18 protein-coding genes and 1 pseudogene are annotated in these 19,201 nt (G+C 66.8%); 8 read left to right on the forward strand and 11 right to left on the reverse strand.

The genetic code is table 11. The features are described from left to right. Positions 1 to 48: 48 nt before the first annotated feature. On the reverse strand, positions 49 to 819 hold the full coding sequence (locus tag BCO18175_RS31290) for an SDR family NAD(P)-dependent oxidoreductase (protein WP_174986637.1): 771 nt from the start codon (positions 817 to 819) through the stop codon (positions 49 to 51). Then, the gene (locus tag BCO18175_RS31295) at positions 816 to 2,474 is read right to left on the reverse strand and encodes a flavin-containing monooxygenase (protein ID WP_174986639.1); all 1,659 of its coding nucleotides are present in this window, start codon (positions 2,472 to 2,474) and stop codon (positions 816 to 818) included. The genes BCO18175_RS31290 and BCO18175_RS31295 overlap by 4 nt, the downstream gene beginning before the upstream one ends. Here BCO18175_RS31295 and BCO18175_RS31300 point away from each other — a divergent pair. The 6 genes and pseudogenes from BCO18175_RS31300 to BCO18175_RS41030 all read left to right on the forward strand — a co-directional run. Then, entirely contained in the window at positions 2,473 to 2,691 is a 219-nt protein-coding gene (locus BCO18175_RS31300; protein WP_174968930.1) for a hypothetical protein, read from the forward strand. The genes BCO18175_RS31295 and BCO18175_RS31300 overlap by 2 nt on opposite strands. 28 nt (positions 2,692 to 2,719) lie before the next feature. Beyond that, positions 2,720 to 3,292: a nuclear transport factor 2 family protein gene (locus BCO18175_RS31305; protein ID WP_174986641.1), complete on the forward strand. Its 573-nt coding sequence runs from the start codon at positions 2,720 to 2,722 to the stop codon at positions 3,290 to 3,292. A gap of 56 nt (positions 3,293 to 3,348) precedes the next feature. Next, the gene (locus BCO18175_RS31310; RefSeq protein ID WP_174986643.1) at positions 3,349 to 4,140 is read left to right on the forward strand and encodes an SDR family oxidoreductase; all 792 of its coding nucleotides are present in this window, start codon (positions 3,349 to 3,351) and stop codon (positions 4,138 to 4,140) included. Between the two features lie 167 nt (positions 4,141 to 4,307). Next, positions 4,308 to 5,243, forward strand: coding sequence for an alpha/beta hydrolase (locus BCO18175_RS31315; protein ID WP_174986645.1), 936 nt, complete (start codon positions 4,308 to 4,310; stop codon positions 5,241 to 5,243). Between the two features lie 124 nt (positions 5,244 to 5,367). After that, positions 5,368 to 6,237, forward strand: a complete 870-nt coding sequence (locus BCO18175_RS31320) for an IclR family transcriptional regulator (RefSeq protein WP_174986647.1) — start codon at positions 5,368 to 5,370, stop codon at positions 6,235 to 6,237. 15 nt (positions 6,238 to 6,252) lie between these two features. Further along, positions 6,253 to 6,411 (forward strand): annotated as a pseudogene (locus BCO18175_RS41030) (helix-turn-helix domain-containing protein); the annotation flags it as partial. Here BCO18175_RS41030 and BCO18175_RS41035 read toward each other — a convergent pair. Then, the gene (locus BCO18175_RS41035; protein ID WP_368040723.1) at positions 6,334 to 6,516 is read right to left on the reverse strand and encodes a hypothetical protein; all 183 of its coding nucleotides are present in this window, start codon (positions 6,514 to 6,516) and stop codon (positions 6,334 to 6,336) included. The pseudogene BCO18175_RS41030 and the gene BCO18175_RS41035 overlap by 78 nt on opposite strands. A gap of 55 nt (positions 6,517 to 6,571) precedes the next feature. On the opposite strand from BCO18175_RS41035, the gene BCO18175_RS41040 reads away from it, so the two are divergent. After that, entirely contained in the window at positions 6,572 to 7,048 is a 477-nt protein-coding gene (locus BCO18175_RS41040) for an IclR family transcriptional regulator domain-containing protein (RefSeq protein WP_368040724.1), read from the forward strand. A 36-nt stretch (positions 7,049 to 7,084) separates the two neighbouring features. On the opposite strand, the gene BCO18175_RS31330 is transcribed toward BCO18175_RS41040, so the two are convergent. The 3 genes from BCO18175_RS31330 to BCO18175_RS31340 all read right to left on the reverse strand — a co-directional run bounded on the left by BCO18175_RS31330 (position 7,085) and on the right by BCO18175_RS31340 (position 10,374). Beyond that, a complete protein-coding gene (locus BCO18175_RS31330; RefSeq protein ID WP_174986649.1) occupies positions 7,085 to 7,993 on the reverse strand; it encodes an NAD(P)-dependent oxidoreductase in 909 nt (302 codons plus the stop codon). 65 nt (positions 7,994 to 8,058) lie between these two features. Continuing rightward, positions 8,059 to 8,982: an alpha/beta hydrolase gene (locus BCO18175_RS31335; protein WP_254608194.1), complete on the reverse strand. Its 924-nt coding sequence runs from the start codon at positions 8,980 to 8,982 to the stop codon at positions 8,059 to 8,061. Positions 8,983 to 9,480: 498 nt separating this feature from the next. Then, positions 9,481 to 10,374: a LysR family transcriptional regulator gene (locus BCO18175_RS31340; protein ID WP_174986652.1), complete on the reverse strand. Its 894-nt coding sequence runs from the start codon at positions 10,372 to 10,374 to the stop codon at positions 9,481 to 9,483. A 158-nt stretch (positions 10,375 to 10,532) separates the two neighbouring features. Between BCO18175_RS31340 and BCO18175_RS31345 the strand changes: the two genes are divergently transcribed. Beyond that, complete coding sequence (locus BCO18175_RS31345; RefSeq protein ID WP_302480662.1) at positions 10,533 to 11,525, forward strand: alpha/beta hydrolase; 993 nt, start codon at positions 10,533 to 10,535, stop codon at positions 11,523 to 11,525. A 355-nt stretch (positions 11,526 to 11,880) separates the two neighbouring features. Here the strand turns inward: BCO18175_RS31345 and BCO18175_RS31350 are convergent, their stop codons facing one another. The 5 genes from BCO18175_RS31350 to BCO18175_RS31370 form a co-directional block, all read right to left on the reverse strand. After that, a complete protein-coding gene (locus BCO18175_RS31350) occupies positions 11,881 to 12,417 on the reverse strand; it encodes a MarR family winged helix-turn-helix transcriptional regulator (protein ID WP_174986656.1) in 537 nt (178 codons plus the stop codon). A 51-nt stretch (positions 12,418 to 12,468) separates the two neighbouring features. After that, a complete protein-coding gene (locus BCO18175_RS31355; RefSeq protein ID WP_174986658.1) occupies positions 12,469 to 13,074 on the reverse strand; it encodes a TetR family transcriptional regulator in 606 nt (201 codons plus the stop codon). Between the two features lie 156 nt (positions 13,075 to 13,230). Continuing rightward, positions 13,231 to 14,679, reverse strand: coding sequence for an efflux transporter outer membrane subunit (locus BCO18175_RS31360; RefSeq protein WP_174986660.1), 1,449 nt, complete (start codon positions 14,677 to 14,679; stop codon positions 13,231 to 13,233). Then, positions 14,676 to 17,834, reverse strand: a complete 3,159-nt coding sequence (locus BCO18175_RS31365) for an efflux RND transporter permease subunit (RefSeq protein WP_174986662.1) — start codon at positions 17,832 to 17,834, stop codon at positions 14,676 to 14,678. The genes BCO18175_RS31360 and BCO18175_RS31365 overlap by 4 nt, the downstream gene beginning before the upstream one ends. Before the next feature lie 11 nt (positions 17,835 to 17,845). Beyond that, positions 17,846 to 19,006 carry an efflux RND transporter periplasmic adaptor subunit gene (locus tag BCO18175_RS31370; protein ID WP_438820519.1) on the reverse strand — a complete coding sequence of 387 codons (1,161 nt, stop codon included), beginning with the start codon at positions 19,004 to 19,006 and terminating at the stop codon, positions 17,846 to 17,848. Positions 19,007 to 19,201 lie beyond the last annotated feature (195 nt).

Genomic DNA, 19,201 nt, shown 5'->3' on the forward strand with positions numbered 1-19,201 from the left:
TGCACCTTCGTGCGGTGCGGGAGAGCGCCCTCGGGGAGCTCTCCGTCATCACGAGATCGAGAATCCGCCGTCGATCGGGAAGATCTGCCCCGTCGTCGTCCGCGATTCGTCGGAGGCCAGGTAGAGCGCCGTCAGCGCAACCTCCTTCGGGTCGATCAGGCCCAGCAGCTGGCGCTCGCCGGTCTTGTTGATCACGTCGGGCTGCGACTTGAGCAGCCCGGCCACGCGCGCCGTGACCGTCACGGCCGGCGCGACCGCGTTCACGCGAATCCGATGCGGTGCGTACTCGACGGCCATCGAGCGCGTGATCGCCGAGATGCCGCCCTTCGCGGCCGTGTACGCATCCTTGCCGCGCGTGCCGACCAGCGCGAACACCGAGCTGCTGTTGATGACCGAGCCGCCGCCGGTCTTCAGCATCGCCGCGATCCCGTACTTGCACGTGATCCACGTACCGAACAGGTCGAGCTTGATCGCACGCCAGAACTCGTCGGCCGGACAATCCGTCACCTGCGCGTCGACCGACGTCGAGCCGCCCGCGTTGTTGTACAGCACGTCGATCCGCCCGGCGAACTCGAGCGCCGTTGCAATCGCGTCGCGCACGCTGTCCTCGCTCGTGACGTCGGTTCGCACGAACGTCGCGGAGCCGCCCGCCGCGCGAATCGCGTCGACGGTCGCCTGCCCGCTCTGCGGGTCGAATTCGGCCACGACGACCGTCGCCCCCTCGCTGGCGAACAGCTCGGCCGCCGCGCGCCCGATCCCTGCCCCGGCGCCCGTGATGAACGCGACCTTGCCGGCCACGCGTCCGTTGATGTTGCTCATGCTGCATCTCCAATCGTTTCGTTCTGCGATTCGGTTTCTCGATCATCGGCCCGTGTCAGCACGAAGCCCGCATAGCCGGCCGCCGCGACGTCGTCGCACTTCTTGCGGTAGTTGCCGTGTCCGCCCAGATACGGCAGGAACACCTGCGGCTTGCCCGGCACGTTCGCGCCGACGTACCACGAGTTCGCCTTCAGATAGAGCGTCTTCGCAACGACGTCCTGCACGTGCTGCATCCAGTCCTCTTCCGCCTGCTGGCCGGCGTCGATCCGGTCGATGCCCGCGCCGCGCAGGTCGGTCATGCAGCGCGCGATCCAGTCGATGTGCTGCTCGATGCTCATCGACATGTTCGCGAGCGGCCCCGGGCTGCCCGGCCCCGTCACGGTGAACAGGTTCGGGAAGCCGCTCGTCATCAGGCCGAGATAGGTCTTCGCGCCGTTCGCCCACTTGTCGGTCAGCGGGCGGCCGTTCACGCCGCGCACGTCGATATGCGTGAGTGCGCCCGTCAGCGCGTCGTAGCCGGTGGCGTAGATCAGCACGTCGAGTTCGTGCAGCCCTTCGCTCGTCACGATCCCTTCGGGCACCACGCGATCGATCGGCGTCTGCTTCAGGTCGACCAGCGTCACGTCGTCGCGGTTGTACACGCTGTAGTACGTGTCGCCGAGGCACGGGCGTTTCGTGCCGAACGGGAAGCCGCGCGGCATCAGTTTCTCCGCCACCGCCGGGTCCTGCACCGTCTCGCGGATCTTGCCGCGAATGAACTCGGCCACCGTATCGTTCGCGGCCTCGTTCGACAGGATGTCGCCGTAACACATGCGAAAACCGAGCAGCTGGCTGTTCTCCCACGCGTTCTCGTATTTCTTCTGGCGCTCTTCCGGCGTCGCATCCAGCGCCGATTCCACCGGGAACGGCACCGCGATGCCGAAGCGCGTGAGACGGCTCACTGCGCGCCGCTCCGGATACGTCGCCCGCACGCGGGCCCGCATCTCGGGCGTCAGCGGATGATTCTTCGCCGGCACCACGTACACGGCCGTGCGCTGGAACACCGTCAGGTGCTTGCACTTGCCGGCGAGCGCCTGGATCACCTGGATGCCCGACGAACCCGTGCCGATCACGCCGACGCGCTTGTTGCTGAAGTCGATTTCATGATGCGGCCAGCGGCCCGTGTGATGGCTTTCACCGGCGAACGTGTCGATCCCCGGGATTTCGGGCGGCTTCGGCACCGACAGCACGCCCGTTGCAGGCACGAAGAAACGTGCATGCGTGACCTTGCCGTCCGATGTCGTCACGCGCCAGATATTCCGCTGCTCGTCGAACACCGCGGATTCGACCCGCGTATTGAAGCGGACATGCCGGCGCAGGTTGAAGCGGTCGGCGACGTGGTTCAGGTAGCGCATCAGTTCCGCGGAGGTCGGATAGCGCTCCGGCCAGTCCCATTCGTCCTGCAGCTCCGGCGAAAACGAATACGAGTAGTCCCAGCACTCGAGATCCACGCGCGCGCCCGGGTAGCGATTCCAGTACCAGGTGCCGCCGACGCCGTCGCCCGATTCGAATGCCTGGATCCGGAAACCCGCGTCGGTGAGCCGCTTGATCGCATACAGCCCGCCGAAGCCGGCACCGACGACGACGGCATCCAGCACGTCGAGAGGTTGGTTCATGTTGGGTGTCTCCTTTGAAATGATTGCGTTTCGCAGGAACCCATTGAAAGACCGCATGCCCGCTTGCATCAACGGCGACGGTGCGGCCTTGCCGTACATTGAAATCGGCCGTCGCCGGCCGCCGGCCGCGCGCTGCGGCAAACCCGATGAAATTTCAAAGTACGGCAAACCCGCGCGATGCGCGTTGACGCGATACGCACCGGCTCTTCATCGTTGATGCCATCAAACGAAAGGAGACCCATGCCGTGTCCGACGCCATGCAACGACTGATCGACAAGGACCTGATCCGCGACGTGATGCTGCGCTACGCACGCGGTGTCGACCGTCGCGACTGGGCGCTCGTGCGCGCCGCCTTCTTCGAGGACGGCGAAGACGACCACGCGGATTTCAAGGGCACGCGCGACGCCTTCATCGCGTGGGTGCGCGAGCGGCACGATGCGCCCGGCCTGCTGACCTCCACGCACTTTCTCGGCAACTGCCTCGTGGAACTCGCGTCCGACAGCGTCGCCGCGGTCGAGACGTATTTCTTCGCGCGGCTGGAAATCGCGCCGCAAGCGAGCGAACACCGCTCGATGCTCGATGCAAAGCACGCCGGCAGCACGCACAACAGCCGGGTCGAGGTGTTCGGCCGCTACGTCGACCGCTTCGAGAAGCGCAACGGCGAATGGCGGATCGCACGGCGGCGCACCGTATTCGACGCCATCCAGTCGCAACTCGTCGATCCGGCCGACAGCGTACTCAACCCGGCCTGGACGCTCGGCCGCCGCGGCCCGGACGATCCGGTGTTCGCCGTACGCGCGGCAGCCGGCCTGGGCTGACACGCCGCAGCGCGGGCAGCCGGGCGGCGGCAAATACAAAATCAAAGGAGGAATACATGGAATTGCGCAGAAACGTGCTCGTGGTGGGCGGTGCCGGCGGCATCGGCGCGGCCTGCTGTGCGGCGCTCTCGGCGACGTGGAACCCGATCGTGGTCGACCGCGACGCGCAGGCCGCCGAACGCGTGGCGGCCGAAACGGGCGGCCGCGCGTACGGGCTCGACGTCGGCGACGTCAACGGCATCGAACGGTGCATCGACACCGTCGAACGCGAATGCGGCGACATCGACGCCCTTGTGTTCGCGGCCGGCGTGATCCCGCCCGCGCAAGGCCCGCTGCAGGCCGACCTGCCAGCCTGGGACCACATCATGGACATCAACGCGCGCGGCGCCTACGCGGTCTGCCGTGCAGTCGGGCTACGCATGGCGTCGCGCGGGCGCGGCAGCATCGTGATGCTGTCGTCGCTCGCCGGGATGGTCTCGACGCCCCATCTCGCCTACGGCCCGTCGAAAGCCGCGATGATCAATCTCGCGGGCTCGCTCGCCGTCTATCTCGGCCGGCAGGGCGTGCGCGTGAACGCCGTGTCGCCGGGGCCCGTCCGCACACCCGTGATCGAGGCCAGCTATGCACGCGGCGAACGCGATCCCGCCGTGATGGCGCGCCAGACCGCGCTCGGCCGCGTGATCACGCCCGACGAACTGGCCGGACCGATCGCGTTCCTGTTGTCCGACGCGGCCTCCGCGATTACCGGCACCAACCTCGTCGTCGATGCCGGCGCAACCGCCACGCTCGGCTGGAACCTGTTCGGCGGCGTGGACGCCGTGCTCGGCGCATTGCAGCCGCCGCGATAGGCCGGCTCGCCCTTCGCATCGGCGGGCCGACAGCGCGGCGGGACGCCATGCGACGCACGCCGGCGAAACCGCTCGCCTGACACGACAACATCACGGAGACACAACATGGACCACTCGACCGCCTCGCACGGCGCCCCGCTTCGCCCCGCCGCCCGGAGGTCGCCATCATGAGTCTCGACGCCGCCACCCGGGCGTTCATGGACAAGCTCGCCGCGACGCCATCGAAGCCGCGCCACCTGGTGACGCCGGACGAGGCGCGCGCGGCGTTTGCCCGCATCGGCACGATCCTGTCTCCCGGCGCCGACGTGCGCACCACCACCGCGCTCGACATCCCGGTCGACGGCGGCACGCTCCGTGCGCGGCTGTTCGTGCCGGACGAGCGCCCGCAGGCATTGCTCGTGTACTTCCACGGCGGCGGCTGGGTCGTCGGCGGGATCGACGCCTTCACGCCACTGTGCCGGGAAATCGCCGCCGGCGCGGGTGTCGCGGTGGCGCTCGTCGAATACCGGAAGGCGCCGGAACATCCGTTCCCGGGGCCGGTACACGACGCGTGGCAGGCCACGCAATGGCTCGCCGCGCAGGTCGCGCTGCTCGGTGCGGAACTGCCGGTATTCGTCGGAGGAGACAGTGCGGGCGCCAACCTCGCGATCGCGGTGACGCTGCTCGCCCGCCGCGAGGGCACGATGTCGTTCGCCGGCCAGCTGCTCGTCTATCCGGTGACCGACTGCGTGTTCGACCGGCCCTCGTATGTCGCCGCCGAGAACCAGCTGCTGACCACGCGCGACGCGATGATGTGGTACTGGAATCACTACGCGCCGGGCGACGCGGCCCGGCATTCGAGCCTCGCGTCGCCGCTGCGGGAAGCCGACCTGTCCGGCCTGCCGGAAGCGATCGTCGTGACCGCCGAGCACGACGTGTTGCGCGATGAAGGAGAGGCGTATGCGCAGCGCCTCGAACAGGCCGGCGTACCGGTTCATCATCGCCGTGCGCAGGGGCAGATGCACGGCTTTCTGATGATGATTGGCGTGCTGCCCGGCAGCCGCGACGGCCTCGAATTCGTGTGCGAACGACTCCGCGATCTCGTCGCGCGATCGTCGCGCTGACGCGCCGGGCATGCCTCCGGGCTCGCCCCAGCGTCACGATCGGCGCGATGGTAGTACGATTCGACCAGCAACGCGCAACGGGCCCGCACGCGGCCCGCGATCGAACGAACCGACGGAGACACTCATGCAACCCGGCAGATCCATGCCGACGCACGTCGATGCGAGGTCCGGCAACGGCCCGCACGGCGTCGACACCGTGTGGCCGAAACCGCCGCGCGGCGAGCGTGCGCCGAGCAGCACGATGGTGACGCCCCTCGCGCGCGGGCTGTCGATCCTGTCGGTGTTCGGCCCGGGACATGCGTGGCTCGGCAACCTGGAGATCGCGCACGCCACCGGCATTCCGGCGCCGACCGTGCTGCGGCTGCTGCGCTCGCTCGTCGCGCTCGGCTACCTGCATCACGACAAGGCGAGCCGGAAATATTCGCTGGCCGCCGCATCACTGGCGCTCGGCTACGCGGCCGTCTCCGATCCCGATCTTCAGCGGGTCGCCGGCATCGAGATGCGCAAGTTCGCCGAGGCGACCGATACCTGCGTGCTGCTCGGCACGCGCGACCGGTCCGACATCCTGATCCTCGACGTCCAGATCGGCAGCCGCGTCGTGCTCAACCTGCAGCTGCAGCCCGGCATGCGCATGCATATCGCCTATTCGCTGATGGGATGGTCGCTGCTTGCCGTGCTGCCGGAATCGGAGCGCAGCTATCTGCTGAGCGAACTCGAGCGGCGGCCCGACGACAACTGGCCGACCATCGGGCGCCGGATGCACGAAAAAATCGCGCAGGTGCGCGAACTCGGCTTCGGCATGCTGCACGGCGAATGGGAAGAGGAACTCGCGTGCGTCGCGACACCGCTGGTGCTACCCGATCGCCCGCCGCTGGTGCTCGGCTGTGTCGGCCGCACCGCGCGCCTCGCCCAGGCGCGGATCGAACGGGAGCTCGGGCCGCGGCTCGTCGCGATTGCGCAGACGCTGCGCGATCGCGTGCCGCGCCAAAGCTGAAGGCGCAGGAGCACGATGACAGATCCGTCGAATCATGCCGAAGCCGCGCCGCCCGAGCCCGCGCAGGTCACGCTCACGCTCGACCGCGGCCTTCAGTTACTGCGCGCGTTTCATGCCGAACGCGCGCCGCTGACCAATGGCGAACTGGCGCAGCGCACCGGGATGTCCCGGTCGGCGGTGTCCCGCCTCACGTCGACGCTGATCCAGCTCGGGTATATCCGCCGTGTCGCGGGCGGCACGCGCTTCGAGCTGGCGACGGGCGTCTTCGGCATCGGGCATGCGTACCTCGAAACCAATCCCGTCACGCGGCTCGCGCATCCGCTGATGCAGCAATGTGTCCGTCGCGCTCGCCACGGGCGATGGCCTCGACATGCTGTACATCGCGCATCGCACGAGTTCGGGCATCGCGACACTGCGGCTCGGCGTCGGCTCGTTGCTGCCGATGGGCCTGACGGCGATCGGGCGTGCGTGGCTATGGGGGCTGCCCGACCATCTGCGGCAGGAATATGTCGCGCGGCTGCTGGATGCCGCGGGGGCACAGCGCGACGCGATGCGCTCCGGCATCGACCACGCGTTCGGGGATCTTCGCGAGAACGGCGTGTGCATGTCGTACGGCGAATACCAGCGCAACGCGTACGGCATCGCATTGCCGATGAGCGTCGGCGCCGCAGCCACGCCGATGTCGCTGAGCTGCGGCGCGATCAAGGCCCATGCCGACATCGACGCCATCCGGCGGCGCATCGTGCCGGCGCTCAAGCAGGCCGCGCTCGATCTCGAGGAAGTGTTGCGCGACGTTCGCTACGAACCGTGATCGCACACGCGGAGCACCGGCGCGGTTCGCCGTGCGTCACCCCGGCACGCCGCCCCGCACGCGCGTGCCGCCCTGCTCCGCGACGAACGTCAGGATCGACGTGAAGTCGTCCTTGCCGCGCCCTGCTTCGTAGGCCGCGTGCCACACGTCGCGCGCCCGCTCGATCGTCGGCGCCGCGATGTCCAGCAACCGCGCCGCGTCGAATCCGAGCGACATGTCCTTGTCGATGATCGCGAGCGCCGCACCGTAGTCGAAGCGCCCCGCCACTGCCCGGCTCAGCATCTTCGAGCACGCAAAGCTCTGCGCCGTGCCGGCGTCGAGCAGCCGCATCATCATGTCGGGGTCGAGGCCGGCCTTCGCGCCCATCGCCAGCCCTTCCGAGCACACGACGAGATTGGTCGCCATGATGATGTTGTTCACGATCTTCATGACCTGCGCCATGCCGGCGCGCTCGCCCATCACGAACACGTCCTTGCCGATCAGCGACAGCAGCGGCGACACCTGCTCGACGAGCGCCGGTGCGCCGGCCGCGAGCATCGCGAGCGTACCGGCGCGTGCGGCCGGCGCGCCGCCGGAAATCGGCGCATCGACGATGCCGATCCCCTTCTGCGCGAGCCCGTCGCCAATCCGCTCGATCAGGTCCTGACCGATCGTCGACATCTCCACGTAGGTGCGGATCGCCGATCCGTGCACGACGCCGTCAGGCCCCAGGCCGACCGCCAGCGACACGTCCCGGTTCGGCAGGCACGCGAACACGATGCCGGCCGCATCGGCAACCGCGCGCGGCGAATCGTGGACGACGGCGCCGCCGGCGACGAAAGGCCCGAGCGCCGCCGGCGACGGATCGTACACATGCAGTCGGAACGCGTGCCCGAGCAGGCGCTCCGCCATCGAGCCGCCCATCTGACCGAGGCCCAGAAAGCCGATATGTTGTTCTGTTTCCATTCGCACTCCGAATCCGTTCATCCGTCAAGCCATGACGCGCCCGCGCCACGACGCTTCATCTTTCGTCAACGCGCCATCACGTCGCGTATCCACGCCGCCGCGCGCAGCAATCCCTGCTGGGCCGCCGCACAGGCCGGCCCCATCCGGAAGAAGCCGTGAATCATGTCGTCGTGGCGCCAGAACGTGACCGGCACGCCGGCATCGAACAGGCGATTCGCATAGGCTTCTCCTTCGTCGCGCAGCGGATCGAACCCGGCCGTGATCACCAGCGCGCGCGGCAGGCCCGCCAGCGATTTCGCGCGCAACGGGCACGCATGCGGATGCAGCGCCTCCCGTTCGTTCGCGACGTAGTCGTTCCAGAACCGGATCATCGCCGCGCGCGTCAGCGAATAGCCGGACTGGTTGTCGATGTACGAACGGGTCGGCGGCGTGTGATAGTCGGTCACCGGATAGACGAGCACCTGCGCGCGCAACGGCGGGCCGCCTTCGTCGCGGCTCCTCAGCGCGGTCACGGCGGCCAGGTTGCCGCCCGCGCTGTCACCGGCCACGACGATGCGCGACGGGTCGAACGACAGCGTGTCGGCTTGTTGCGCGATCCGGCACACGGCATCGAAGCAATCGTCGACGGCGGCCGGAAACCGGTGTTCCGGCGCCAGCCGATAATCGACGGCGATCACGGCGGCACCGCTTTCCGCGCAGAGATCGCGACACACGTGATCGTGCGTGTCGAGATTGCCGATCACGAAGCCGCCGCCATGAAAGAACACGGTGACGCCATCGCTGTGCGCAACCAGCGGCCGGTACAGGCGCGCCGCGAGCATGCGCCCTTCGAGCGGCAGGTCGAAATCGACGACCTCGCCGACAACGGTGCGCCGGTCGAGCGGCGGGTACGCGAGGCTGTTCCTGAGCGCGTCGACGGACAGACTCTCCATCGGCGGTGCGGCTTCGAGCGTCTTCAGAATCGCGGCAATTTGCGGATCGAGCGGCATCGGCATTACTCGTCGGCGTGTCGGGAAACGTCGCGATGCAATCCGGCGCGATCGTCGGCATGCACATGGAAATCGACACGACGAGTCGGCCGTGCGCGAAGGGAACGGGGCATCACTTGTCTCCATATTGGCGATGGTTTCGCTGCGTGCGTCCGCCCGGCACGCCGATGCGAGTCGGCACGATCGGGGGCGCTTCATCAGTTCACGTGCAGCGTGCGGCCATGCCGTCGGGTGGTCAATTCCGGAGCGCGGCGGTTTCCGTACAACGGAATCGGCGATCGCGGCCGATGCGCTTCCGGCGCGCGGGACGTGCCAACAGGAGACGATGCGCCGGTTCCGGACGCACCGCTACATCGCCGGCACGCGCCCGGACCCCGCCCCGACAAACCGGGCCGGATCGTGATCGCACCACTCCGACCACTCGATCACCGGCACATGGCCCGCCCGCACCGCCCGCACCGCCCTGCACGGCCTGCACGGCCTGCACGGCGACGAACCCTATCCGCGGTAGCGCAGCGCGTCGACCACCAGCGAAAACGCGGGGGACGCATGGCGGCGGCTCGGGTAGTAGAGGTAGTACGGCTCGTAGGTCTTGCGCCAGCCCGACAGCGCTTCGACCAGTTGCCCCGAGGCCAGCTGTTCGGCGACGTACGCATGCGGCAGGTACGCCAGGCCGAGCCCGCTCAGCGCGGCATCGCGCGCCGACCCGATGCTGTTGCCGACCAGTTGACCGTCGACCTTCACGCGCTGCTCCTTGCCCGCTTTCGCGAACACCCACGGGAAATACTCGCCGTGCGTCGGCAGGCGAAGGTTGATGCAGAGATGGTCGGTCAGGTCGCGCGGGTGCTTCGGCGCCGGCCGGCTGGCGAAATACGCCGGCGCCCCGACGACCGACATCGGATGCGGCGGGCTGATCTGCACGGCGATCATGTCCTTGGCCACGAGCCCGCCGCGCCGCACGCCCGCGTCGTAGCGCCCGCTGACGATGTCGGTCAGCCCGTAATCGATATTGAGTTCGACGCGTATGTCGGGGTACGCGGGCAGGAGCCGCGTCACGGCCGGCTGCAGCACATGCTGCACCGCATATTCGTCGGCATTGAGGCGGATCGTCCCGGCGGGCTTGTCGCGCAGGTGGGTAATCTCATCGAGGCCCGAGTCGATTTCGCCCATCGCCGGGCCGATCAGCTCCAGCAGCCGGCTGCCCGCGGCGGTCAGCGAAACGCTGCGCGTGGTGCGCGCGAACAGCTGCAGGCCCAGCCGCGTCTCGAGCGCGCGAATGACCTGGCTGAGCGCCGACTGCGAGATGCCCAGGCGCGCGGCCGCGCGCGTGAAGCTGCCTTCTTCGGCGACCAGCAGGAATGCCGTCAGGTCCTTGAGGTTGTTGCCGTTCATTCAGAAGCTCCACTTATAACTGCATCAAAATTTTTCTGGATTATCACCGAGCCTGTCAAGGTCTAAAGTGTTCCTTACCGCGAGCACCAACGGCGCGCCCTCCCAGACGGCATGCCGGCGTTCGACTCGCTCACCGGGAAACATTCCCCGATCCATTCATCGCGCGCAGGGCCCGACCGTCGACACGACCGGCCACGCGCACACGACAGGACCTCACCATGAAAACCGTGACCTTCAAGAACCGCATGTGGGACGTGGCTGCCGACCTTCGCTTTCCGAAGGACTTCGACGAAACGAAGACCTACCCGGCGATCGTCTGCGCCCACCCGATCAGCAGCTGCAAGGAGCAGACCTCGGGCCGCATCTACGGCGAACAGCTCGCCGAGCAGGGTTTCATCACGCTGGCCTTCGACGCATCGACGCAGGGCGCGAGCGGCGGCGAGCCGCGTTTCAGCGAAGACCCCACGCTGCGCGTGGAAGACTTCCGCTGCGCGGTGGACTACCTGGTCACGCTTCCCTTCGTGGACGAGAAGCGCATCGGCGTGCTGGGCGTGTGCGGCGGCGGCGGTTATGCGGTCAATGCAGCCATGACCGAGCGCCGTTTCAAGGCGGTGGCCACGGTGGTCGGCGCCAACTACGGCCGCATCATGCGTGAGGGCGACCTGACGCCCGACTCGGCGCTGAAGGCGCTGGACGCGATCGCCAGCCAGCGTACGGCGGAAGCACGCGGCGCCGAACCGCTGCTGACTACCTACATCCCGACCTCCAGGGCGGCGCTCGAGCAGGCCGGCCTGACCAACGTGGACATCGTCGAGGCGGTCGACTACTACACGACGCCGCGCGGCCAGCAGCCCGGTTCGCCCAACCAGCTGCGTTTCTCGAGCCTCGCGCCGGCGGTCGGCTGGGATGCGTTCCACCTGGCCGAGCACCTGCTGACGCAGCCGCTGCATATCGTCATCGGCGGCGGCGAGCCGGGCGCGTTCGGCTCTTACCGCGACGGCTTCGACCTGTACAACCGCGCGCGTTCGAGCGAAAAGACGCTGCAGATCGTGCCCGGCGCGACCCACTACGACCTGTACGACCAGCCCGCGCCGACCGGCCAGGCGCTGGAGCAACTGGTGCCGTTCTTCCGGAAGCATCTGGGGGCGTAACGCGACGCGTCGTCCGGTAGCGCATTCGCAGGCCACCCTCGCCCGCATCGGCGCGCAGACGATCGGCATCACGCACGACGAAAGCAAGGCCGTCGACGGGCGAATCCTGTACGAAGTCAGCGGCAAGTACCAGGCGTTCTTCAACGAGCAACGCGCGAAGGCCATCATCGTGCGACCCGACTATTACGTGTTCGGCGCGGTCGGCTCGCTCGCGGAATTGCCGTCGCTCGTCGCCATGCTCGCGTCGCAGATCGCGCTCGCCGCCTGACCGGGAACGTCGGGCACCGTACCGGAACCCGCGGAGGCAGCACTGCTCCGCGAACCGGCCGCTCCGTGGCCGAAGCGGCCGCGACGTTCATCCGGTCGCATCGCCTCTCGCTGCATTGACGAGCATGCGCGACAGCAGATTGCCCAGCATTCGAAGCTCGTCGTCGCTCGCGAAGGTATGCATCTCCTGCCGGATCTCGTATTGCACATCGCGCCTCGCAGCCGCGATCCGGTGCCCGTCATGCGTGAGCGACACGTAGACGATACGGCGGTCATCCTCCTTTTGCGTCCGCATCACGAGATACAGCGACTCCAGCCGGTCCACCAGGCGCGTCACCGCGCTGCCGGCAATCCCGCAGGCATCGGCCAGTTCGCCGGCCGTCAATGATTCCCTGCAATCGAGTGCGTGCAGGATCGACGCCTGTGACTTCGTAATACCGAGCGCCTGCTCGACACGCCGGTCGACGCACCTGGACTGCAATGATTCAGCAGCCGACAGCAGTTGCACGATGGACATGCCGCGGCGGGCTCTTGCCAGTAGTACGGAATCCGAACCAGATATTCCCGGTGCGATTTCGCGGGATCTTTCTTTCGCGATTTCAAGCTCTTTCGGTACGGGATTCATGACAACACTCATGGATACGGCTCAACGCCGTTCGTCGGGCGCCTGACGCATTCATCCTTGAATCAGGGTGCGGACGATTTCGGTAATTTCAGCCATGTCCGGATTGCTGCGCCCTGGCCGCGTCAACTCCCGGTGCAGCAATCCGCTCAACGTCGCGTGAACCACGCTGGCGATCACCGCCGGCTCATGTTCGCTCGCCAGCTGTCCTGCCGCTATCGCACGCCGCACGCTGGCTTCGATGCACTGTTCGGCATGACATGCGGCCTGACGAACCCGCTCGCAGAAGGCGGCCGTTTCACCCGCGCTCTCGCATCGCGTGTACGACAGCGTGTACAGGCGACGTGGCAGCTTCGAACGCGTCGCCACCCGCCAGCGCGCGCAGAGTGCGTCGATCAGCGCATCGAGCGCAGGCTCGGCACCCTGATGCGGGGCAATCAGGAAGGGATCCAGCGGAATCGCCGCATCGGCGAAAATTGCATCGAACACATCAAGCTTGCTCTCGAAGTGCCAGTACACGGCCCCGCGCGTGACGCCGGCCCGACGGGCGATTTCCTCGAGCGACGCATGCGCGAAGCCGTGATCGAAGAACACCCCCTGTGCCGACTCGACGATGATGGCCCGTGTTGCCTGTGCCTGTTCGCGGGTTCGTTTCACCATAAGCTTTCCGAACGTCCATCCGGGTCGGGATGGCTCGCCTGTCACATCGCAGCGGCCCGGCAAGGGCATGCGATCGCGTGCCCCGGGCGTCGGGGCACGCATCCTGAATCACCGAACGGGCCGGGCCCGTTGCGGTGTCCTGCTTCGCGTCGCCGGTCAACCCGGCGGATGCGTGGCCCGATCGGTCGACACGTCGGCTTTCACCGTCCGGTCCTGCCAGCCGCCGCCCAATGCGCGGTAGAGGTCGACCGTGTTCGACATCCTCGCCAGCCGGACCTTCACGAGATTCTGCTGCGCGTCGTACAGCGAGCGCTGGTTGACGAGCACGTTCACGTACCCGTCGACACCCTCGCGATAGCGTACGTCGGACAACCGGTACGCCGACTGGCTCGCGTCCACCAGCAGGCGCTGGGCCGTTTCCTGCTGCCCCCAGGTCGCACGCCCGTCGAGCGCGTCGGAGACTTCGCGAAACGCCGTCTGGACCGCCTTCTGGTACGTCGCGACTTCGATGTCGCGATTGACCTTCGATACCTCCAGGTTCGCGCTGTTGCGCCCGTAGTCGAAGATCGGCACGCTGATCGTCGGCCCGAACGACCACGCGGCGCTGCCGGGATCGAACAGGTTGCGCAACGACGCACTGGCCGTGCCGCCGCTCGCCGTCAGCGAAATGCTCGGGAAGAACGCGGCGCGGGCGGCGCCGATGTTCGCGTTGGCCGCCATCAGCTGATGCTCGGCCGCCATGATGTCCGGCCGCCGCGCAAGCAGATCCGAAGGGAGCCCGGCCGGCAGATCCTCGTCGAGCCGAACCGTCGCCAACGACTCGCGCGACAGCAGTGCGTCGTCGAGCGGCGCACCTACCAGCAGCGTCAGCGCGTTGATGTCGGTCCGCACCTGCCGGTCGTATTGCGCGAGATTCGCTTCCGCGGCACGCACGGTCGTCTCCGCCTGACGCAGGTCGAGCAACGACGACGTGCCGTTCCGGTACCCCGAATCGACGATCTTCAGCGACGCCCGCTGGCTGGCGAGCGTGTCGGCCGTCAGCGCCTTGATGTCCTGGTCGGCCTGCAGCGTCAGCCACGCCGTGGCCACCTCGGCGATCAGGCTGATCCGGGTCGCCTGGCGCGTGGCCTCGGTCGCCAGATACGTCTGCATCGCCTGCTCCGTCAGGCTGCGGATCTTGCCGAACAGGTCCAGCTCGTACGACGCGACGCCCCCGACGTTGTAGGACCGCGTGACACCGGCCTGCCCCGTCGTCGACAGGTCCGACGGCAGCCGCTGGATCGACCCGGACGCGCTGGCCGACAGCGTCGGCAGCAGGTCCGCCCGCTGGATCCGGTACTGCGCGCGCGCCGCTTCGATGTTCAGCACGGCCACGCGCAGGTCGCGGTTGTTTTCCAGCGCCATGCCGATCAGCGTCTGCAGGTGCGGGTCGGTGTAGAAGTCGCGCCAGCCGACTTCCGCGGCCGACGGCTTGCCGGCGTTGTCCTGCGCGGCCGTCGCGTACTGCGCGGCGACCGACGGGTCGGGACGATGATAGGTTGGGATCATCGTGCAGCTCGCCATCAGCAACGCTGCGGGCAATACCGCAAGTTTCACGATCTTCATGCGGTCACCTCGTCAACCTTGTCGATGTCGTCGGCCTTGTCGGCCTTGCCTGTCTTGCCGCGCGAGAACAGGCCCGTCACCAGCACATAGAACAACGGCACGTAGAAAATGGCCAGGAACGTCGCGGTCATCATCCCGCCGACCACGCCCGTACCGACCGAGTGCTGGCTGCCCGAGCCGGCGCCGTTCGAGATCGCGAGCGGCAGCACGCCGAGCACGAACGCCATCGACGTCATGATGATCGGGCGCAGCCGCAGCCGTGCCGCCTGAACGGCCGCCTGCATCAGCGACATCCCTTCTTTTTCGTACAGCTCCTTCGCGAATTCGACGATCAGGATCGCGTTCTTCGCGGACAGGCCGACCGTCGTCAGCAGGCCCACCTGGAAGAACACGTCGTTCGTCAGGCCGCGCGCCAGCGTCGCAACCACGGCACCGATCACGCCGAGCGGCACGACCATCAGCACCGAGAACGGCACCGACCAGCTCTCGTACAGCGCGGCAAGACAGAGGAACACGATCAGGATCGACAGCGCATAGAGCGCCGGTGCCTGCGAGCCCGACAACTGTTCCTCATAGGACAGCCCCGTGACCGCCAGCCCGAATCCGTTCGGCAACTGCGCCGCGATCTTCTCGATCTCCTGCATCGCTTCGCCCGAGCTGTGGCCGGCTTTCGGCTGGCCCTGCAGTTCGACGGCCGGAATGCCGTTGTATCGCTCGAGCTTCGGCGAACCGTATTCCCAGTGCCCCGAGGCCACTGCCGAGAACGGCACCATCTGGCCGCTGCCGTTGCGCAGATACCATTTGTAGAGATCCTCCGGACCCACGCGCGCATCCGGCACGCCCTGGACGTACACCTTCTTCACGCGGCCGCGATCGACGAAGTCGTTAACGTACTGGGAACCCCAGGCGGCAGTCATCGTATCGTTGACGTCGGCGATGCTGACCTGCAGCGCACGCGCCTTCTCATCGTCGATATCGATGTGGAACTGCGGCTCGTCGTTCATGCCGTTCGGGCGAACGTTTGCCAGCAGCGGGTTTTCATGCGCGAGCTTCAGGAACTGGTCGCGTGCCGCCATCAGCGCGCCGTGGCCCTGACCGTTACGATCCTGGAGATACACGTCGAAGCCCTGCGAGTTACCCATTTCCATGATCGCCGGCGGCACGATCGGAATCACGATGCCGTCCTTGATCTTTGCAAAGGCCGCGCCAGCGCGCTGCGCCAGGCCGAACACGCTCGTATCGCTACCCTTGCGCTTCTCCCACGGCTTGAGCGAGACGAATGCCAGCGCCGAGTTCTGCCCGCGTCCCGCGAAGTTGAAGCCGTTCACGGTGTAGACCGACTCGATGACATCCGCCTCGTCCTTCAGCAGGTAGTCGCGCACCTTGGTCAACGCGTCTTCGGTCCGTTCCGCCGATGCGTTGCCCGGCATCTGGATCTGGACGAACAGCGTCCCCTGGTCTTCGTCCGGCAGGAAAGCCGTCGGAATGCGCGTGAACAGGAAGCCCATGCCGACCACGATCAGCAGGTAGATGACAATGTAGCGGCCCTTCTTGCGCAGGATCGCTGCGACTGCACCTTCGTAGCGGTCGGTCCCGCGGTCGAACGTCCGGTTGAACCACCCGAAGAAGCCCTTCTTCACGTGATGATCGGCATCGCCCGGCTTGAGCATCGTCGCGCACAACGCCGGCGTGAACACCAGTGCAACCAGCACCGACAGCGCCATCGCCGACACGATCGTGATCGAGAACTGGCGATAGATCACACCCGTCGACCCGCCGAAGAACGCCATCGGCAGGAACACGGCCGACAGCACCATCGCGATGCCGACCAGCGCGCCCTGGATCTGTCCCATCGACTTGCTGGTCGCTTCCCGCGCGCTCAGCCCTTCCTCGGTCATCACGCGCTCGACGTTCTCCACCACGACGATCGCATCGTCGACCAGCAGGCCGATCGCCAGCACCATGCCGAACATGGTGAGCGTGTTGATCGTGAAGCCGAACGCGGCGAGCACGCCGAACGTGCCCAGCAGCACGACCGGAACCGCCAGCGTCGGAATCAGCGTCGCGCGGATGTTCTGCAGGAACAGGTACATCACCAGGAACACGAGGATGATGCCTTCGATCAGCGTCTTGACCACTTCGTGAATCGACGCGTGAACGACCGGCGACGTGTCGTACGGAATGACGATCTTCACGCCCGGCGGCAGCAGCGCTTCCTGTTCCTTGAGCAGCTTCTTGACGGATTCCACCGTCTCGAGCAGGTTCGCGCCGGTCGCCAGACGCAGTGCGATACCGGCCGACGGCTTGCCGTTGTACATGCTCGAGATCGAGTAGTTCTCCGGCCCGAGGCTCACGGTCGCGACGTCGCCGAGCTTGACCTGCGACCCGTCGGCATTCACCTTGAGCAGGATCTGCTTGAACTCGTCGGCGGTACGCAGGCGCACCTTCCCGATCACGGTCGCGCTCAGTTCCACGCCGCGCCGCGTCGGCAAACCGCCGAGCTGGCCCGACGACACCTGGACGTTCTGCGACCGGATCGCATTCGTGACATCGAGCGGCGTGAGCGAATAGCTGTCGAGCTTCGCCGGGTCGAGCCAGACCCGCATCCCGTACTGCGAACCCATCAGCAGGTAGTCGCCCACCCCTTTCGTTCGCAGGATCGGATCCTGGAGGTTCGACGCCAGATAGTTGCCGAGGTCGCCGCTCGACATTTTCCCGTCTTCGGAAACGAGCGCCGCGACCATCATGAAGTTGATCTGGTACTTGACGACGCGAATCCCCTGCTGCTGCACTTCCTGAGGCAGAAGCGGCGTCGCGAGCGACAGCTTGTTCTGCACCTGGACCTGCGCGATATCGGGGTTGGTGCCCTGGTCGAACGTCGCGACGATCGTCATGCTGCCGTCGGCATTGCTTTCCGACGACATGTAACGCAGCCCGTCGAGGCCGTTGAGCTGCTGCTCGATCGGCTGGACGACCGTGTCCTGAACCGTCTGCGCGGACGCGCCCGGGTAGCTGACCGTGATCGACACCGCGGGCGCCGCGATGTTCGGATACTGGTTGATCGGTAACGACCGGATCGCCAGATAACCGGCCAGCATGATGACGATGGCGATCACCCACGCAAAGATGGGCCGCCTGATGAAGAACTGTGACATGCGCGCTCCGACTAGCTGCCGTTTGCCGTGGACGGCGCGGCGATGCGCGCGTCACCCAGGTCGACATGGACGTTCGTCGCGGGTGCCACGACGACCTTCATGCCGGGCTGCAGTTTCTGCACGCCTTCGGTCACCACGCGTTCGCCCGCATTCAGCCCGGAGCGAACGAGCCACGTATTGCCGACCGTCCGGTCCACCGCGAGCTGCTTCAGTTGCACCTTGCCGTCGGCACCGACGACCCAGGCCACCGGCGTGCCCGTCGTATCGCGCGTGATGCCCTGCTGCGGCACCAGGATCGCGTCCCGCTTGATGCCCTCGTCGAGCTTCGTGCGCACGAACATGCCCGGCAGGATCTGGTGATCCGGATTCGGGAACTGGGCACGCAACGTCACCGAGCCTGTGCCTTCGTCGACGCTGACTTCGGAGAACTTCAGCGTGCCGCCATGCGCATACGACGTGCCGTCCTCGAGCAACAGCCCGACACTGGCGGCCCCTGCGCTGACGGTCTGCAACTGGCCGTCGGCAAGTTCCTTGCGCAGTCGCAGCATGTCGGACGACGACTGCGTCACGTCGACATAAATGGGATCGAGCTGCGTGATGACGGCCATCGACTGCGCCTGGCCGTTCGTGACCAATGCGCCTTCGGTCACGAGCGAGCGGCCGATGCGCCCGGCGATCGGCGCGTAGACCTTCGTGTAGTCGAGGTTGACCTTCGCGGTATCGAGATCAGCCTGCGCCTGGCGGTACGACGACACCGAGTCGTCGTACTGCTGACGGCTCACCGCGTTGTCGGCAAGCAGCTTTTCATTGCGCTCGGCGAGATGCTGCGCCGACACCAGCGCGGCACGCGCCTTCTCGTACGCGGCCTTGTACGGCGCATCGTCAATCTGGTAAAGCTGCTGCCCCTGCTTGACATCCTCGCCTTCGACGAAGAGCCGCCGCTTGATCACGCCGTTGACCTGCGGGCGCACTTCGGCGACACGCCACGAATTCGCGCGACCCGGCAACAACGACTTGAGCGTGATCTCCTGCGGCTGCAGCGTGACCACGCCGACCTCGGGGACGGCCGCCACCGCGGCTTCCTTCTTCTGGCATCCGGCGACGGCCATCGACCCGACCACGACACACGTCGCAAGCAAGGCGCTTCTCTTGGGAATGATCATCCGGTACATACAACATCCCTCACTGTTCGTTTCATGTTTCTCACTCTCAACGTTGCGAATCCGGCCGCCACGGGGGAAGCCCCTCCGTGCGCCGGGCTGAACGACAAGTCCGGTTCGTCTATCGATATGGGCGCCTGCCCGCCGCATCCGCCATCGCGACATGCATACGATCTGCCGCGCGCAACCTCGAATCGGCAAGCTGCA

Origin of the sequence: Burkholderia lata (genome assembly GCF_902499335.1) — a bacterium.
GTDB lineage: Bacteria > Pseudomonadota > Gammaproteobacteria > Burkholderiales > Burkholderiaceae > Burkholderia > Burkholderia lata_B.

Bases quoted from the DNA above. Each gene is read 5' to 3' on its own strand.
- BCO18175_RS31295 (WP_174986639.1), bottom strand. From the start codon at position 2,474: ATGAACCAACCTCTCGACGTGCTGGATGCCGTCGTCGTCGGTGCCGGC.
- BCO18175_RS31350 (WP_174986656.1), bottom strand. From the start codon at position 12,417: ATGAATCCCGTACCGAAAGAGCTTGAAATCGCGAAAGAAAGATCCCGC.
- BCO18175_RS31310 (WP_174986643.1), top strand. From the start codon at position 3,349: ATGGAATTGCGCAGAAACGTGCTCGTGGTGGGCGGTGCCGGCGGCATC.
- BCO18175_RS31370 (WP_438820519.1), bottom strand. From the start codon at position 19,006: ATGTACCGGATGATCATTCCCAAGAGAAGCGCCTTGCTTGCGACGTGT.
- BCO18175_RS31290 (WP_174986637.1), bottom strand. From the start codon at position 819: ATGAGCAACATCAACGGACGCGTGGCCGGCAAGGTCGCGTTCATCACG.
- BCO18175_RS31315 (WP_174986645.1), top strand. From the start codon at position 4,308: ATGAGTCTCGACGCCGCCACCCGGGCGTTCATGGACAAGCTCGCCGCG.
- BCO18175_RS31335 (WP_254608194.1), bottom strand. From the start codon at position 8,982: ATGCCGCTCGATCCGCAAATTGCCGCGATTCTGAAGACGCTCGAAGCC.
- BCO18175_RS31360 (WP_174986660.1), bottom strand. From the start codon at position 14,679: ATGAAGATCGTGAAACTTGCGGTATTGCCCGCAGCGTTGCTGATGGCG.
- BCO18175_RS41035 (WP_368040723.1), bottom strand. From the start codon at position 6,516: ATGCCCGATGCCGAAGACGCCCGTCGCCAGCTCGAAGCGCGTGCCGCC.
- BCO18175_RS31330 (WP_174986649.1), bottom strand. From the start codon at position 7,993: ATGGAAACAGAACAACATATCGGCTTTCTGGGCCTCGGTCAGATGGGC.
- BCO18175_RS31300 (WP_174968930.1), top strand. From the start codon at position 2,473: ATGTTGGGTGTCTCCTTTGAAATGATTGCGTTTCGCAGGAACCCATTG.
- BCO18175_RS31320 (WP_174986647.1), top strand. From the start codon at position 5,368: ATGCAACCCGGCAGATCCATGCCGACGCACGTCGATGCGAGGTCCGGC.
- BCO18175_RS31365 (WP_174986662.1), bottom strand. From the start codon at position 17,834: ATGTCACAGTTCTTCATCAGGCGGCCCATCTTTGCGTGGGTGATCGCC.
- BCO18175_RS31340 (WP_174986652.1), bottom strand. From the start codon at position 10,374: ATGAACGGCAACAACCTCAAGGACCTGACGGCATTCCTGCTGGTCGCC.
- BCO18175_RS31355 (WP_174986658.1), bottom strand. From the start codon at position 13,074: ATGGTGAAACGAACCCGCGAACAGGCACAGGCAACACGGGCCATCATC.